Genomic DNA, 14489 nt, shown 5'->3' on the forward strand with positions numbered 1-14489 from the left:
AATCACTATCTTATATCTAACTACTATTTGCGCCCCCCCCCCCCCCACAATTCCCGCCCCTTCTCTCACCCGGCGCCCCCCCCCCCCCCCCCCCCCACGACAACCTCCCTTCTGGCCGGCAGTAACGACACCTCCCTTGTGACCACCAGAATCTGCTAACACCCTGCCATGACCGCACCCGACGCGACCTCCCCTGCCGGCCCCGGCACGGCCCCCACCTCCTGGCGTGACAGCCTTGCCGTTTACCTGCAACCGCGGGTGCTGATCGTGCTGTTCCTCGGCTTCTCGTCCGGGCTGCCGCTGGCCTTGTCGGGCTCGACGCTGCTGGTGTGGATGCGGGAATCGGGCGTCGATCTCAAGACCATCGGGCTGTTTGCGCTGGTCGGCACGCCCTACACGCTGAAATTCCTGTGGGCGCCGCTGGTGGATGCGATGCATGTGCCGCTGTTCACGCGCGCGTTCGGGCGGCGGCGCGGCTGGCTGCTGTTCTCGCAATTGCTGCTGATCGCAGCGATCCTGCTGCTGGCGCTGACCGATCCCGCGCGCTCGCCGTTCTACGTCGCGCTCGGCGCATTGCTGGTGGCGACGGCCTCGTCGACGCAGGACATCGTGGTCGACGCCTTCCGCGTCGAGAGCCTGCCGGAAAGCGAGCAGGCCGCCGGCATGGCGTCCTATGTCGCGGCCTATCGCATCGGCATGCTGGTCTCGACCGCCGGCGCGCTGTTCATCGTGTCGGGCTTCGAGAGCACCGGCATCACCCGCACGTCCGCCTGGATGTGGGGTTATGTGGTGATGGCGGCGATGGTGCTGATCGGGACGATCACGGCGCTGGTCGCGACCGAGCCCGAGCAGTCGGTGCGGGCGGAAGCCGCGACGCAGACGCAGACCGCGTTGGCGCGCGTGCTGCACGCGGCGGTCGGCGCCTTCTCCGAATTCCTGACGCGCAAGGACGCGCTTGCGGCACTCGCCTTCGTCGTGCTGTTCAAGTTCACCGACGCCTTCTCCGGCACGATGACCGCGCCGTTCGTGATCGACCTCGGCTTCTCCCGCAACGACTATGCGGCGATCGTGAAAGGCGTCGGTCTCGCCGCGACGCTGATCGGCGGCTTTGCCGGCGGCTTCGTCGCGCGGCGCTATTCGCTTGCGACCAGCCTTTGGATCGGCGGCGTGGTGCAGGCGCTCGCGAACCTCTCCTTCTCCTGGCTGGCCTTCGTCGGCACCAGCCAATGGGCGCTCGCCTTCGCCATCACCTGTGAGAACTTCACCAGCGCCATCGGCACGGTGATCTTCGTCGCCTATCTTTCGGCGCTCTGCCAGAACCCGCTGCACACGGCAACGCAATATGCGCTGCTCACAGCGCTTGCCGCGGTGGGGCGGACCTATCTCTCGTCAGGCGCCGGCTTCGTGGCTGATACCACCGGCTGGCCGCTGTTCTTCGTGATTTGCATGCTGGTGGCGATCCCGAGCCTGGTGCTGCTGGCCTGGCTGCAGAAGCGCGGGCATTTTGATGCGCTGGGGCCGGTAAGGGTTTAGCGCCGCCCCTACTGCTTCTTGATCAAACTCCACTTCGTGATCACGGCCTCGCTCATCTGGCCGGGATCGTTGGCGCAGGCGATCTCGTCGACCTTGACCGAGATCTCCTTGCCGGCGAACGTTTTCAACTGTGCGGCCTGGGCGTCGCCGCTGGGAACGAGCTGGAAGGTTTCGGGGCCGGTCTCGAGATTGCACAGTCCGTTCGGCGGCGGTAGCCGGCGCGGCTCGGAGGTGATCTGGTACATCGCAATCCGCTTACCGACGTTCTTGACGTCGCGCACTTTCATCGTGTTCAGCTCGCCCGAGAGCACCTCGCCGGCATTGATCGGCTTGCCGGGCTTCGACGGCGGCGGAGCGCCGTCGTCCTGCTGCGCGGAGATGGCCGGCGTCGCCAGCATCGTCAGCGTCGCGAGCAAAGCCCATCGTGTGGCGAAAAGTTTCGTCATGTCGTCCGTTCCGTGAGTCTGGATGGCTAGAACAGGGTACGCTGCCGCATCGCGGCCGATAGCGTGCCTTCATCGAGATAATCAAGCTCGCCACCGACCGGGACACCATGGGCGAGCCGGGTTACTTTTACGTTGGCGTCCTGAAGCAGGTCGGTGATGTAATGTGCCGTGGTCTGGCCGTCGACGGTGGCATTCAGCGCCAGGATGACCTCATGCACCTGCGCCTCATGCGCGCGCGCCACCAGCGCCTCGATGGTGAGGTCCTGCGGGCCGACGCCGTCGAGCGGCGACAATGTCGCGCCAAGCACGTGATAGCGCCCTTGCGTGGCATTGGCGCGCTCCAGCGCCCAGAGATCGGCAACGTCGGCGACGACGACGATGATCGAGGGATCGCGCCTCGGATCGGTGCAGACCGTGCAGGGACTTTGCGTGTCGATGTTGCCGCAGGTCTTGCAGACCTGGACCTTCTCGAGCGCGACCTGCATCGCCGAGGACAGCGGCATCATCAGCGCTTCGCGCTTCTTGATCAGATGCAGCGCGGCGCGCCGCGCCGAGCGCGGGCCGAGGCCCGGCAGCCGCGCGAGAAGCTGGACCAGCCGCTCGATTTCAGGACCCGCAACAGCGCCCATATTACTGGCCGAACAGCCCCGACAGCCCCGGCGGCAGGCCGAGCCCGCCGGTGAGCGACTGCATCTTCTCCTGCATGGCGGCTTCCGCCTTGCGGCGGGCCTCGCCGAACGCGGTGACGAGCAGATCCTCGAGCACCTCGCGCTCTTCCGCCTTCATCAGCGAAGGATCGATCTTGACGCCCTTGACGTCCATCTTCGCGGTCATGCGCACGGCGACGAGACCGCCGCCGGAGATGCCCTCGACCTCGACGTTGGCGAGCTGGTCCTGCATCTCCTGCATCTTGGATTGCAGCTGCTGCGCCTGCTTCATCATGCCGAAAATATCGACCATCGGTGCTGTCCTTGGAAAATTTGGCTCTAGAGATCGTCGCCGTCGGAACCGTCGGGCGGATCGTCGCTGCCGTAGTCGGCATTAATATCGGATTCCGGCGCCTCGGGGGCAAGCCTGCGGACCTCGACGACCTTCGCACCCGGAAAACGCGACAGCACCTCGCGCACGCGCGGGTCGGCCTCGGCGGTGCGCGCATGTTCCTGCTTGGCCGCCTGGCTCACCGAGCGCAGCGTCGGCTGGCCTGGCTCGTTGGAGACGATCACGGTCCAGCGACGCCCGGTCCAAAGCTCGAATTTGCGCGCGAGATCGGAAATCATGGTCTTGGAGGCGTTGGGCTCGAGCGCGACTTCGAGCCGGCCCTCCTCGAAACGAACGAGGCGCATGTCGCCTTCGAGCGCGCCCTTGGTCAGGAGGTCGCGCTTCTGCCCGGCCAGCGCAACGAGCTGGGTGAAGCTCGTGACGCGCAACACGGGCGCGGCAGCTTGCGGATCCGGCGCAGGCGTTGCCATCTGCGGACGGGCACCGCCGCCGCCGAAGGAGGACGGTGAAGAATTCGGCATGCGAACTGGAGCTGCGGACGCTACCGGCCCGGCCGGCGCGTTGCGCGCGGCACTGCCGCCGCTCACGACCGGCGAACCGCCGCCGTTCTGCTCCAGCATCTTGATCGCTTCGTCAGGCGTCGGCAGGTCGGCGACATAGGCGATGCGCACCAGCACCATCTCGGCGGCTGCCGCGGGCCGCGTCGCGGCCTGCACTTCGGTGATGCCCTTGAGCAGCATCTGCCACATCCGCGACAGCACGCGCATCGAGATCTTCGAGGCGAAATCCCGAGCGCGCACGCGCTCGGTCTCGCCATAGGCGACATTGTCGGCGGTCGCCGGCACGATCTTCACGCGGGTGACGAAATTGACGAATTCGGCGAGATCCGAGAGCACGACGATCGGATCGGCGCCGACGTCGTATTGATCGCGGAACTCCCTGAATGCGGATGCGATGTCGCCACGCGCCAGAGAATCGAAAAGATCGATGACACGGGTGCGGTCGGCCAGCCCCAGCATCTGCCTGACGGCATCGGCCTTCACGGTGCCTGCCGCATGCGCGATCGCCTGATCGAGCAGCGAGAGCGAATCGCGCACGGAGCCTTCCGCGGCGCGCGCGATGATGCCGAGCGCTTCAGGCTCGATCTCGACGTTTTCCTTGGCCGCGATGTTGGCGAGATGCTTCATCAGCACGTCGGCCTCGACGCGGCGCAGGTCGAAACGCTGGCAGCGCGACAGCACGGTCACCGGAACCTTGCGGATCTCCGTCGTGGCGAACACGAATTTGGCGTGCTCCGGCGGTTCCTCCAGCGTCTTCAGGAAGGCGTTGAACGCCGCCGTCGACAGCATGTGGACTTCGTCGATGATGTAGACCTTGTAGCGGGCGCTGGCCGGCGCGTAGCGGACGCTGTCATTGATCTGACGGACATCGTCGACGCCGGTATGCGAGGCCGCGTCCATCTCCAGCACGTCCATATGCCGGCTTTCCATGATCGCCTGGCAATGCACGCCGAGCGTCGGCATCTGGACCGTCGGGCCCTTCACCGAGCCATCCGGCATCTCGTAGTTGAGCGCACGGGCAAGAATGCGCGCAGTGGTGGTCTTGCCGACCCCGCGGACGCCGGTGAGGATCCAGGCCTGCGGAATGCGGCCGGTCTCGAACGCATTTGAGACGGTGCGGACCACGGCCTCCTGGCCGATCAGATCGTCGAATGAGGAAGGACGGTATTTCCGCGCCAGCACCCGGTAGGGCGTGCTGGCCTGGCCGGCGCTATCAGGATTGGGAGGGGCGCCAGCGTCGGTCATCGGTCGATCCGCAATGAAGTGTCTTTCGGCCGGCTTTGCGGAAAGGAGCGCACTGGCGGCCCGAGCCGCCGGCGCAATTCGCTCGGAAAAACAGGTAGGAGACTGACGAGCGACCCGATCCGGACCTCGTTAGGGCTGCTTCCTTCCGGACCTGACCCGGTTGGCGAGTGGCTCGTCCACCGCCAATCTCCCGGTCCCTATTTGGGGCCAAAAGGACCGGAAAGCAAGCGGGTATCGGCTTGAACAGGCTGGGCTTCACGGTGGCTTGCCCAGCATCCGGGCAATTCCCGGTCTGCCCAGCCGATACGCTGTGCTTTCACTGCCGGAGGCGCCTTGGTAAGAACGCTGCCGGAACTCCTTCCAACAGAAAAGCGATTGATCCCAATGGTTACACGTCGTGATGTTGCATCGATTGTCGGTCTTGGCGCGATCGCTGCGGCGACGCTGGCCTCCCCGGCCGTGGCGCAGACCGCCGATACCAACGAATCGACCTTCGCCCGCATCCGCCGCACCAAGAAGATGCGGATCGGCGCGGTCGGCGGCGGCGCGCCCTATTACATGAAGGATCTTTCGACCGGCCAGTGGAAGGGATTTTACGTCGACATCGCCAAGGCGCTTGCCGAGGATATGGAGGCCGAGCTCGAGATCACCGAGACCACCTGGGGCAATTCGGTGCTCGACCTGCAGTCCAACAAGATCGACATCTTCTTCGGCCTCAACCCGACTCCGAAGCGCGCGCTGGTGGTCGATTTCTCGGTGCCGGTCTTCAACAACGCCTTCGGCATTCTCTGCAAGAAGGATTTCAAGCCGAAGAGCTGGGCCGAGCTGAACTCGCCCGACGTCAAGATCGCGGTCGACCAGGGCTCCTCGCACGACCAGGTCGTGAGCCGCCTGATGCCGAAGGCGCAGATCTCGCGGCTGAAGACCGCCGACGACGCCACCGCCGCGCTGCAGACCGGCCGCGTCGACGCGCAGTGCCTGATCACCATGCTGTCGCTGACCGTCCTGAAGAAGAATCCGTCGCTCGGCCAGTTCGTGCTGCCGACGCCGATCTTCGCCACCACGTCGAACGCCGGCTTCCGCCGCGAGACCGACAAGACCTGGCGCGACTACGTCAACACCTGGATCGACTTCAACAAGGGCCTCGGCTTCATCCGCAACGCGATCATCACCAACATGGAGTTGGTGGGCGTGACCGAGGCGGACATTCCGCCGGGCGTTTCGCTGTAAGGTGTGCTGAATTTGGATCGGGCTTCCCGAGCGCCTGTGCTCCCCCTCTCCCGCTTGCGGGAGAGGGTTGGGGAGAGGGTGTCTCCTCTAGGGAGACTCCCCAAGAGGATAGAGCCCTCACCCGGCGCTTCGCGCCGACCTCTCCCGCAAGCGGGAGAGGTGCAGTGAGACTGCGGCTCTGCCAAACCAAGTTTCTTAGCGGCTGAGGTCCAAGAGAATATGTATCAGTGGGACTTCGGCATCCTCTGGAGCTATCGCTGGCTCTTTCTCAACGGGCTCGGCGTCACCGTCGGCTTCACATTGGTCATCGTCGTGCTCGGCCTCGTCTTCGGCCTGTTCGGCGCGTTCGGCACCCTGTCGCGCTTTCGCGCGGTGCGCCTTCTCGCGCTCACCTTCATCGAGGCGTTCCGCTGCACGCCGATCCTGGTGCAGCTGATCTGGTTCTATTACGCGCTGCCGATCCTGGCGGGTGTCGAGATGACGCCGATCACGGCGTCCGCACTGGCGCTGTCGCTCTATGGCGGCTCGTTCTATTCGGAGATCATCCGCGGCGGCATCATCTCGATCGATCGCGGCCAGTCCGAAGCCGGCGCCGCGCTCGGCATGACCCCGGGTCAGAGCATGCGACGCATCGTGCTGCCGCAGGCGATCAAGCGCATGATTCCCGCGCTGATGAACCAGTCGATCATCCAGTTCAAGAACACCTCGCTGGTCTCGGTGCTGGCGGTGCCTGATCTGGTCTATCAGAGCCAGGTCGCTGCTCATGACAGCTACCGCCCGCTGGAAACCTACACCGCCGTCGCGGTCGCGTATGCGGCCATCCTGATTCCCCTGACCATCATGGTCCGGCGCGGCGAGAAACGACTGGCAATCGGCGAATGAGCGAGATGTCGAAAATCGAGATCCGTGGCCTGCGCAAGAGCTTTGGCAGCAACGAGGTTTTGAAGAGCATCAGCCTCGACGTCGCCAAGGGCGGTGTCGTGGCGCTGATCGGCCCGTCCGGCTCCGGCAAGTCGACGCTGCTCCGCTGCATCAATCTCCTGGTGACACCCGACGGCGGCAGCGTTCGCGTCGGAGACACGCGCTTTGCTTTCGGAGAAGGCACAAAGCTGCCTGACGTGAAGACGCAGGCCAAATTCCGCGCGACCACCGGCATGGTGTTCCAGCATTTTAATTTATTCCCGCACATGACGACGCTCCAGAACGTGATGGAGGGGCCGGTCACGGTGCGGCGCATGGCGAGGGCTGATGCCGAGAAGCTGGCGCGGGCCCAACTCGCGAAGGTGGGCCTTGCGGAGAAGGCGGATCAATATCCGGCAACGCTCTCCGGCGGACAGAAGCAGCGCGTCGCGATTGCGCGGGCGCTCGCGATGGAGCCGGACGTGATGCTGTTCGACGAGGCCACCTCCGCGCTTGATCCCGAGCTTGTCGGCGAGGTGCTCGCCGTGATCCAGCAGCTGGCGTCGGAGGGCATGACCATGGTCATCGTGACGCACGAGATCGCCTTTGCCCGCGAGGTCGCCGAACGACTCATCTTCATGCGCGACGGTGTCGTGGTCGAGGAAGGCCCGGCGCGGCAGGTGATCGACAACCCGCAGGAAGCCGCTACGCGCGCATTCCTCAGCCATTTCCACCGCACCGGCGCATTGCCGCCGGCCAACGCAGCACCGTGATGCCTGAAATCAACCGCGTCTATCTTGTCACCGGTGCCGCCAGCGGGATCGGCCGCGCCACTGCAAAACTGCTCGCGGGGCCCGGCACCGCGCTGCTGCTGCACACGCGCTCCAACGCAGCCGGCCTCGACGCCACCGCGGCGGAAGCCGAAGCGCAAGGCGCGATCGTTGCGAAATGCCTCGGCGACCTCGCCGAGGAGGCCGCGGTCACCGACGCCGTCGCCGCTACGCAAGGCGCCTTCGGCCGGCTCGATGGATTGATCCTGGTCGGCGGCCATGCCCGCCGCGGCAGCGCCATCGGTACGCCGGCGGATCAGTTCCGCAAGGCAATGGACGAATCTGCGCTGGCGTTCACACGGTTGGTGGACGCGGCGCTCCCGCTGCTACGCGCAGGGCAGGATTCGCGGATCGTGGCAGTGTCGTCGTTCGTCGCGCATGCGATCCGGCCGGAGTTCGCGCCCTTCGCAGCGACGGCCGCGAGCCGCTCCGCGCTCGAAGCGCTGGTGCGCCTCACCGCAGTCGAGCTCGCCAAGGAGAGCATCACCGTCAACGCGGTCGCGCCGGGCCTCATCGTCAAGGACAGGCCCAGCGAAAGCCGGCTGTCACCCGAACAGATCGCCGCAACCGAGGCGCTGATCCCGATGGGTCGCCGCGGGCGGCCGGAGGAAGTCGCCGAGATCATCGCCTTCCTGGCCTCCCCAAAAGCATCCTACGTCACAGGCCAGGTCTGGCACGTCAATGGAGGCCTGACATGACCGAAGCGACCGTCGAACGCATCAGGCTGTTCCTGATCGAAAGCCCGATCAAGATGGCGCGCCTCCAGGGCGTCGGCAACGTCAAGGGCACGGTGAAGCGCGTGCTGATCGAGCTGACGTCGAACGATGGCGTGATCGGCTGGGGCGAGGCGGCACCGTGGGAAGTGTTCACGGGAACGCCGGAAGCGGCCTTCTCCGCGCTCGACATCTATTTGCGGCCCATCGTGATGGGCAAGTCGGCGCGCCGCATCCGCGCGCTGATGGCCGAGCTCGATCGCGCGCTGGTCGGACATGCCGAAGCCAAGGTCGCGATCGAAATGGCGCTGCTCGATATCGTCGGCAAGTCGTCGGGACTTTCGGTCGCCGACCTGCTCGGCGGCCGCGTGCGCGACACGATCCCGCTGTCGTTCTCGATCGCCGATCCGGATTTCGCCGCCGATCTCGAACGCATGCGGAAAATGGTTCCGGACGGCAACGTCATCTACAAGGTCAAGACCGGCGTGAAGCCGCATCGCGAGGATCTCGATCATCTCGCGGCGATCCGGAAAGAATTCGGCGACAAGGTCGATCTACGCGTCGATTACAACCAGGCGCTGCCGCCGTTCGGTGCCATCAAGATCCTGCGCGACGTCGAGCAGTTTGCGCCGACCTTCATCGAGCAGCCGGTGCCGCGCAAATTTCTCGACGTGATGGCCCAGCTCACCGCGGCGCTTGAGACGCCCGTGCTCGCCGACGAAAGCTGCTTCGACCGCCGCGACATGATGGAGGTGGTGCGCCGCGAGGCGGCAGATGCCGTCTCGATCAAGCTGATGAAGGCCGGCGGCCTGTTCGAGGCGCAGGCGATCATGGCGATCGCCGACGTCGCCGGGCTGCCGGGCTATGGCGGCACGCTGTGGGAGGGCGGCATCGGGCTTGCCGCCGGGACGCAGCTGATCGCGGCGACGCCGGGCATCTCGCTCGGCTGCGAATTCTACATGCCGCATCATGTGCTGACCGAGGACGTGCTGGAAGAGCGCGTCGCCAATCGCGGCGGCCACGTCGTGGTGCCGGACGGCCCGGGCCTCGGCATCCGCGTCAGCGAAGCCTCGGTCCGCGCCAATGCGCGGGTGCTTGCGGAGGCGTAAAAGCACGCCCCCACCGTCGTCCTGGCGAAAGCCAGGACCCATTACCCCAAGGAGAAGTTTGTGGCACGAAGTCGGTAAACCCCGAAACTTCGCCAAGCCCAATCCTGTGGTAGTGGGTCCTGGATCTGCGCTGCGCTTGTCCAGGACGACGATCGCGTATGCGGCCCCTGCGGAGCGCCATCCTTCCCCTACCGGAATCGCTGTCGTATGGTCGGAGCAAATATTCAGGGGTTCCGCCCCGCCATGCCCGATACCCATCGGGCCATCCGGAAACCTTCATGTCCGAACCCGTCTGGTCGCTGCACTCCCGTCTGAAAGAGGACACTATCGACATCGGCGATTTGCCGTTGTCGAAGGTGCTGGTCATCAAGGACGCGCATTATCCATGGCTGCTGCTGGTGCCGCGGCGCGCCGATGCGGTCGAGATCATCGATCTCGACGAGGTGCAGCAGGCGCAATTAATGACGGAGATCTCCCGCGTCTCGCGCGCGCTGAAGGAGATCACCCAATGCGACAAGCTCAACATCGCGGCACTCGGCAACCTCGTGCCGCAGCTTCACGTCCACATCATCGCGCGCCGCACCGGTGACGCCGCCTGGCCGCGGCCGGTCTGGGGCGTGATGCAGCCCTTGGCGCACGATGCCACAGAGGTGCAGAATTTCATCAGCGCGCTTCGCCGCAAGATCTGGTTGGGTTGAAAGAACAAGACATGTCAGCATTCAACTCGTTTCCGCTGGGACAACCGGCCTTCGTCACCAACATTCTCGACCGCGCCGCGCACCTGCGCCGCGACGACGAAAAGCTGTTCGCGATGGAGCAGAAGCCGTCGTCGCGCGCCTATGTCGTCTACCGCGACTCGCTGCTGGTGAAGCGCGAGGGCGAAAAAGTGCGCGCGCTGCTCTCGATCGAGGAGGCGCTGAAATGCGGCGCCAATCCGGGCACGATCTTCCTAGGCTTGCGTGACGGCGCCGCGATGTTCGGGATGGGCCTGTCGCAGGCCGCGTCCGAGAAGCTGGTCGGGCGCGAAGACTACGCCCTCAGCGAGCTGCGCGGCATGGCGATGCAGGGCGCGGTGCCCCCGCAGGAGCTGTCGGCGATCGCGATGGCGAAGTCGATGGTGAGCTGGCATCAGCGCCACGGCTATTGCGCCAATTGCGGCACCCGTACCGCGATGAAGGAAGGCGGCTGGAAGCGGGAGTGCCCGAGTTGCAAGGCCGAGCATTTCCCGCGCACCGATCCCGTCGTGATCATGCACGTCGGCGCCGGCGAAAGATGCCTGCTCGGCCGCCAGAAGCAGTTTCCGCCGGGGATGTATTCGTGCCTCGCCGGCTTCGTCGAGGCCGCCGAAACCATCGAGGACGCGGTGCGCCGCGAGATCCTCGAAGAATCCGGGATCCGCTGCTCCGACGTGGAATATTATATGACCCAGCCCTGGCCCTATCCGTCATCGCTGATGATCGGCTGCAGCGCGCGGGCCGTGAGCGAGGACATCGTCGTCGATCATTCCGAGCTGGAGGATGCGCGCTGGTTCACGCGCGAGGAGGCCGCCCTGATGCTGACGCGGACGCATCCCGACGGGCTCGCCGGCCCGCACCCGTTCGCCATCGCCCATCATTTGCTCGGCCGCTGGGTGCACGACAAGAGCTGAGACCGGAGATGGCGCACTCTGTGATCGCGCCGCGCATCCTCTGCATCGGCATTCCCGTTCGCGACCTGACCTTTCGCGTCGATGCCGTGCCTGCGCGCGGCAGCAAGGCGAATGCCAGCCATCTCGCGGAGATCTGCGGCGGCAACGCCCTCAACGCCGCGATCGCCATCACGCGGCTTGGCGGCCGCGTCTCCTTTGCCGGACCCATGGGCGATGCCGGGGAGACGTCGAGCCACTTCATCCTGGACCGGATGCAAGCTGAAGCTATCGAGACCACACACATCGTCCGCATGCCGGGGCTCACGACGCCGGTGTCGGCGATCATGATCGAGCCCTCGGGCGAACGAACGCTCACTATCTATCGCGATCCCGCGTTGTTCACCGTGCAGCTGCCCGACGCCGACAAGCTGCTCGCCGGTTGTCAGGCGGTGCTCGTCGAGAGCCGCTGCGCATCGTTCGGCACGGGCCTCTGCGCTGAGGCACGCCGGCGCGGCATTGCCGTCATCGTCGGCGTCGATCGCGCGATGTCGTTGCAGGACGGCATGCTCACGGCCGCCTCGCACCTGCTGTTCGCCAGCGAACAGGTGCAGGAGACCGCCGGCATCGCCGATGACGGCGAGGCGTTGCAGCGCCTGGCCGGGCTGACGCCAGCCTTCCTCGCCGCCACGCGCGGTCCGCATGGCACGATCTGGCTGAACGAGGCCGGCGCACTGGAGGAGACCCCGGCGTTCGCGGTTGAGGCGGTCGATACGCTCGGCGCCGGGGACGTCTTCCATGGCGCCTTCACGCTTTGCCTCGCCGAGGGCGATGGCGTGCGGCAGGCGCTGCGATTCGCCGCGGCCGCCGCAGCGCTGAAATGCACCCGCCTCGGCGGCGGCCTAGCCGCCCCGCAACGCGTTGAAGTTGAAGAGCTTTTGCGAAGCGGGCAGCAGAGGGATTCCACCGAGGCGGCGAGAATATAGGCTTGCCGTGGAAAGATTTTCTCTATATCAGGGAAATCAGCCCCTGAAATGGAACAAAGTTCTGCAAATGACCGATCTTGCTGTCCAGCTCCCCGAGACCAGCCGCCGCCTCGACGCCATCGACCGCAAGATTCTGATGGTGCTCCAGGACGATGCCTCCCTCTCCGTCGCCGAGATCGGTGACCGCGTCGGCCTGTCCTCGACCCCCTGCTGGAAGCGCATCCAGCGCCTGGAGGCCGACGGCGTGATCACCAAGCGGGTGGCGCTGGTCGACCAGAACAAGATCGGGCTCGGCATCTCCGTGTTCGTGTCGGTCGAGAGCTCCGACCACTCCGACGCATGGCTGAAGAAGTTCGCCGACGCCGTCAGCGCCATGCCCGAGGTGATGGAGTTCTATCGCATGGCCGGCGACGTCGACTACATGCTGCGCGTCGTCGTCGCGGACATGCAGGCCTATGACGTGTTCTACAAGAAACTGATCAGCGCCGTGCCGCTGAAGAACGTCACCTCGCGCTTTGCGATGGAGAAGATCAAGTCGGTCACCGCGCTGCCGATCCCGGCGGTGGTGGCGGCTTAAGGCTCACTACAAGTAAACTGTCATCGCCCGGCTTGACCGGGCGATCCAATGCGCCGTGACGACTGAAATCGATCGAGAAGCCTCGGCGTAGTGGATGCCCCGCCCCCCGTGCGCAATTGCGCACTAGGCGGGGCATGACAGCGGCGTGCGTGGCGACTTGCTTACACTTCAAATCTTCTGATTGTACTCGCCGACTTCGGGATGGGTGCGCAGCACGCTGTTCACCATCTCGAACATGTCGTGCATGCGCTGCTCGGAGACCGGGCTCTCGACCACGACGACGAGCTCGGGCTTGTTGGAGGAGGCTCGCACCAGGCCCCAGCTGCCGTCCTCAACCGTGACGCGGACGCCGTTGACGGTGACGAGATCGCGGATCGACTGGTCGCCGATCTTGGCGCCCTTCGCCTGCAAGCCCTCGAAGTGCTTCACGACTTTGTCGATGACGCCGTACTTCACCTCGTCGCCGCAATGCGGCGACATGGTCGGCGACGACCAGGTCTTCGGCAGCGCGTTCTTGAGATCGGCCATCGACTTGCCGGGGGCGCGGTCGAGCATGTCGCAGATCGCGAGCGCCGAGACGAGACCGTCGTCGTAGCCGCGTCCATACGGCTTGTTGAAGAAGAAGTGGCCGGACTTCTCGAAGCCGGCGAGCGCACCCGTCTCATGGGTGCGGCGCTTCATGTAGGAATGCCCGGTCTTCCAATAGGTGGTTTTCGCGCCCTGCTTCTGCAGCACCGGATCGGTGATGAACAGGCCGGTCGACTTCACGTCGACGATGAACTGCGCGTCCTTGTGGATTGCCGACATGTCGCGCGCCAGCATCACGCCGACCTTGTCGGCGAAGATCTCCTCGCCGGTGTTGTCGACGACGCCGCAGCGATCGCCGTCACCGTCGAAACCGAGACCCACATCGGCCTTGTGCTGCAGCACCGCGTCGCGGATCGCGTGCAGCATCTCCATGTCCTCGGGGTTCGGATTGTATTTCGGGAAGGTGTGGTCGAGCTCGGTGTCGAGCGGGATCACCTCGCAGCCGATCGCCTCCAGCACCTGCGGCGCGAACGCGCCGGCGGTGCCGTTGCCGCAGGCCGCGACGACCTTGAGCTTGCGCTTGAGCTTCGGGCGGCTGGTGAGATCGGCGATGTAGCGCGCCGGATAATTCTCGTGGAATTGATAGGAGCCGCCGGCCTTGTTCTTGAACTCGGCGCCCAGCACGATCTCCTTCAGCCGCGTCATCTCGTCCGGGCCGAAGGTCAGCGGCCGATTCGCGCCCATCTTCACGCCGGTCCAGCCATTGTCGTTGTGCGAGGCCGTGACCATGGCGCAGCAGGGCACATCGAGATCGAACTGCGCGAAATAGGCCATCGGCGTCACCGCGAGCCCGATGTCGTGCACCTTGCAACCTGCCGCCATCAGGCCGGAGATCAGGGCATATTTGATCGAAGCCGAATAGCCGCGAAAATCATGACCGGTGACGATCTCTTGGCTGACGCCGAGCTCCGCGATCAGCGCGCCCAGCCCCATGCCGAGCGCCTGGATTCCCATCAGGTTGATTTCCTTTTGGAACAGCCAGCGCGCGTCGTATTCGCGAAAGCCCGTGGCCTTCACCATCGGCTCGGACTCGAAGGCATAGGTGTTGGGCAGCAACACGGATTTCGGCTTGGGGAACATTGAGACGGTCTCGTAAAAAAGAGCCAGATTTGATGCAGCCTTAGCGAATGCCGGGCTGCAGCGGAAGGC

The 14489-nt window shown here is 65.2% G+C and carries 15 protein-coding genes and 1 other RNA gene; 10 read left to right on the forward strand and 6 right to left on the reverse strand.

Annotated features, from left to right (window positions below; genetic code table 11):
- The first annotated feature begins 168 nt into the window (after nucleotides 1-168).
- On the forward strand, nucleotides 169-1533 hold the full coding sequence (locus AC0L21_RS25375) for an AmpG family muropeptide MFS transporter (protein WP_473264464.1): 1365 nt from the start codon (nucleotides 169-171) through the stop codon (nucleotides 1531-1533).
- Between the two features lie 8 nt (nucleotides 1534-1541).
- Here AC0L21_RS25375 and AC0L21_RS25380 read toward each other — a convergent pair whose 3' ends face one another.
- The 5 genes from AC0L21_RS25380 to ffs all read right to left on the reverse strand — a co-directional run bounded on the left by AC0L21_RS25380 (nucleotide 1542) and on the right by ffs (nucleotide 4974).
- Nucleotides 1542-1979, reverse strand: a complete 438-nt coding sequence (locus tag AC0L21_RS25380) for a hypothetical protein (protein WP_473264465.1) — start codon at nucleotides 1977-1979, stop codon at nucleotides 1542-1544.
- A 26-nt stretch (nucleotides 1980-2005) separates the two neighbouring features.
- Complete coding sequence (gene recR / locus AC0L21_RS25385; RefSeq protein ID WP_007604678.1) at nucleotides 2006-2608, reverse strand: recombination mediator RecR; 603 nt, start codon at nucleotides 2606-2608, stop codon at nucleotides 2006-2008.
- A gap of 1 nt (nucleotide 2609) precedes the next feature.
- Nucleotides 2610-2939, reverse strand: coding sequence for a YbaB/EbfC family nucleoid-associated protein (locus AC0L21_RS25390; protein WP_007597704.1), 330 nt, complete (start codon nucleotides 2937-2939; stop codon nucleotides 2610-2612).
- A 26-nt stretch (nucleotides 2940-2965) separates the two neighbouring features.
- Nucleotides 2966-4783 carry a DNA polymerase III subunit gamma/tau gene (locus AC0L21_RS25395; RefSeq protein ID WP_473264466.1) on the reverse strand — a complete coding sequence of 606 codons (1818 nt, stop codon included), beginning with the start codon at nucleotides 4781-4783 and terminating at the stop codon, nucleotides 2966-2968.
- A gap of 94 nt (nucleotides 4784-4877) precedes the next feature.
- Nucleotides 4878-4974, reverse strand: an RNA gene (ffs, locus tag AC0L21_RS25400) — signal recognition particle sRNA small type.
- Nucleotides 4975-5167: 193 nt separating this feature from the next.
- On the opposite strand from ffs, the gene AC0L21_RS25405 reads away from it, so the two are divergent.
- The 9 genes from AC0L21_RS25405 to AC0L21_RS25445 all read left to right on the forward strand — a co-directional run bounded on the left by AC0L21_RS25405 (nucleotide 5168) and on the right by AC0L21_RS25445 (nucleotide 12752).
- The gene (locus AC0L21_RS25405; RefSeq protein ID WP_473264467.1) at nucleotides 5168-6013 is read left to right on the forward strand and encodes a transporter substrate-binding domain-containing protein; all 846 of its coding nucleotides are present in this window, start codon (nucleotides 5168-5170) and stop codon (nucleotides 6011-6013) included.
- Nucleotides 6014-6232: 219 nt separating this feature from the next.
- Nucleotides 6233-6895, forward strand: a complete 663-nt coding sequence (locus AC0L21_RS25410) for an amino acid ABC transporter permease (protein WP_473264469.1) — start codon at nucleotides 6233-6235, stop codon at nucleotides 6893-6895.
- Nucleotides 6892-7686, forward strand: coding sequence for an amino acid ABC transporter ATP-binding protein (locus AC0L21_RS25415; RefSeq protein WP_473264471.1), 795 nt, complete (start codon nucleotides 6892-6894; stop codon nucleotides 7684-7686). Before AC0L21_RS25410 ends, AC0L21_RS25415 begins: the two co-directional genes overlap by 4 nt.
- On the forward strand, nucleotides 7686-8441 hold the full coding sequence (locus AC0L21_RS25420; RefSeq protein ID WP_473264472.1) for an SDR family NAD(P)-dependent oxidoreductase: 756 nt from the start codon (nucleotides 7686-7688) through the stop codon (nucleotides 8439-8441). Before AC0L21_RS25415 ends, AC0L21_RS25420 begins: the two co-directional genes overlap by 1 nt.
- The gene (locus AC0L21_RS25425) at nucleotides 8438-9565 is read left to right on the forward strand and encodes a muconate cycloisomerase family protein (protein ID WP_473264473.1); all 1128 of its coding nucleotides are present in this window, start codon (nucleotides 8438-8440) and stop codon (nucleotides 9563-9565) included. The genes AC0L21_RS25420 and AC0L21_RS25425 overlap by 4 nt, the downstream gene beginning before the upstream one ends.
- A 278-nt stretch (nucleotides 9566-9843) precedes the next feature.
- On the forward strand, nucleotides 9844-10263 hold the full coding sequence (locus AC0L21_RS25430) for an HIT domain-containing protein (protein WP_473264474.1): 420 nt from the start codon (nucleotides 9844-9846) through the stop codon (nucleotides 10261-10263).
- A gap of 11 nt (nucleotides 10264-10274) precedes the next feature.
- Nucleotides 10275-11213 (forward strand): NAD(+) diphosphatase, encoded by a 939-nt coding sequence (gene nudC / locus AC0L21_RS25435; protein ID WP_473264475.1) that lies wholly within the window; start codon nucleotides 10275-10277, stop codon nucleotides 11211-11213.
- A gap of 8 nt (nucleotides 11214-11221) precedes the next feature.
- The gene (locus AC0L21_RS25440) at nucleotides 11222-12175 is read left to right on the forward strand and encodes a sugar kinase (protein ID WP_473264476.1); all 954 of its coding nucleotides are present in this window, start codon (nucleotides 11222-11224) and stop codon (nucleotides 12173-12175) included.
- A 67-nt stretch (nucleotides 12176-12242) separates the two neighbouring features.
- Complete coding sequence (locus AC0L21_RS25445; protein ID WP_473264477.1) at nucleotides 12243-12752, forward strand: Lrp/AsnC family transcriptional regulator; 510 nt, start codon at nucleotides 12243-12245, stop codon at nucleotides 12750-12752.
- Nucleotides 12753-12920: 168 nt separating this feature from the next.
- On the opposite strand, the gene AC0L21_RS25450 is transcribed toward AC0L21_RS25445, so the two are convergent.
- On the reverse strand, nucleotides 12921-14420 hold the full coding sequence (locus tag AC0L21_RS25450; protein WP_219682996.1) for a phosphomannomutase/phosphoglucomutase: 1500 nt from the start codon (nucleotides 14418-14420) through the stop codon (nucleotides 12921-12923).
- Nucleotides 14421-14489: the final 69 nt, after the last annotated feature.

Source organism: Bradyrhizobium sp. WSM4873 (assembly GCF_055811355.1).

Excerpts from the sequence above, each read along its gene's own strand:
- AC0L21_RS25375 (WP_473264464.1), top strand. The coding sequence starts at position 169 with ATGACCGCACCCGACGCGACCTCCCCTGCCGGCCCCGGCACGGCCCCC.
- AC0L21_RS25380 (WP_473264465.1), bottom strand. The coding sequence starts at position 1,979 with ATGACGAAACTTTTCGCCACACGATGGGCTTTGCTCGCGACGCTGACG.
- recR (WP_007604678.1), bottom strand. The coding sequence starts at position 2,608 with ATGGGCGCTGTTGCGGGTCCTGAAATCGAGCGGCTGGTCCAGCTTCTC.
- AC0L21_RS25390 (WP_007597704.1), bottom strand. The coding sequence starts at position 2,939 with ATGGTCGATATTTTCGGCATGATGAAGCAGGCGCAGCAGCTGCAATCC.
- AC0L21_RS25395 (WP_473264466.1), bottom strand. The coding sequence starts at position 4,783 with ATGACCGACGCTGGCGCCCCTCCCAATCCTGATAGCGCCGGCCAGGCC.
- AC0L21_RS25405 (WP_473264467.1), top strand. The coding sequence starts at position 5,168 with ATGGTTACACGTCGTGATGTTGCATCGATTGTCGGTCTTGGCGCGATC.
- AC0L21_RS25410 (WP_473264469.1), top strand. The coding sequence starts at position 6,233 with ATGTATCAGTGGGACTTCGGCATCCTCTGGAGCTATCGCTGGCTCTTT.
- AC0L21_RS25415 (WP_473264471.1), top strand. The coding sequence starts at position 6,892 with ATGAGCGAGATGTCGAAAATCGAGATCCGTGGCCTGCGCAAGAGCTTT.
- AC0L21_RS25420 (WP_473264472.1), top strand. The coding sequence starts at position 7,686 with ATGCCTGAAATCAACCGCGTCTATCTTGTCACCGGTGCCGCCAGCGGG.
- AC0L21_RS25425 (WP_473264473.1), top strand. The coding sequence starts at position 8,438 with ATGACCGAAGCGACCGTCGAACGCATCAGGCTGTTCCTGATCGAAAGC.
- AC0L21_RS25430 (WP_473264474.1), top strand. The coding sequence starts at position 9,844 with ATGTCCGAACCCGTCTGGTCGCTGCACTCCCGTCTGAAAGAGGACACT.
- nudC (WP_473264475.1), top strand. The coding sequence starts at position 10,275 with ATGTCAGCATTCAACTCGTTTCCGCTGGGACAACCGGCCTTCGTCACC.
- AC0L21_RS25440 (WP_473264476.1), top strand. The coding sequence starts at position 11,222 with ATGGCGCACTCTGTGATCGCGCCGCGCATCCTCTGCATCGGCATTCCC.
- AC0L21_RS25445 (WP_473264477.1), top strand. The coding sequence starts at position 12,243 with ATGACCGATCTTGCTGTCCAGCTCCCCGAGACCAGCCGCCGCCTCGAC.
- AC0L21_RS25450 (WP_219682996.1), bottom strand. The coding sequence starts at position 14,420 with ATGTTCCCCAAGCCGAAATCCGTGTTGCTGCCCAACACCTATGCCTTC.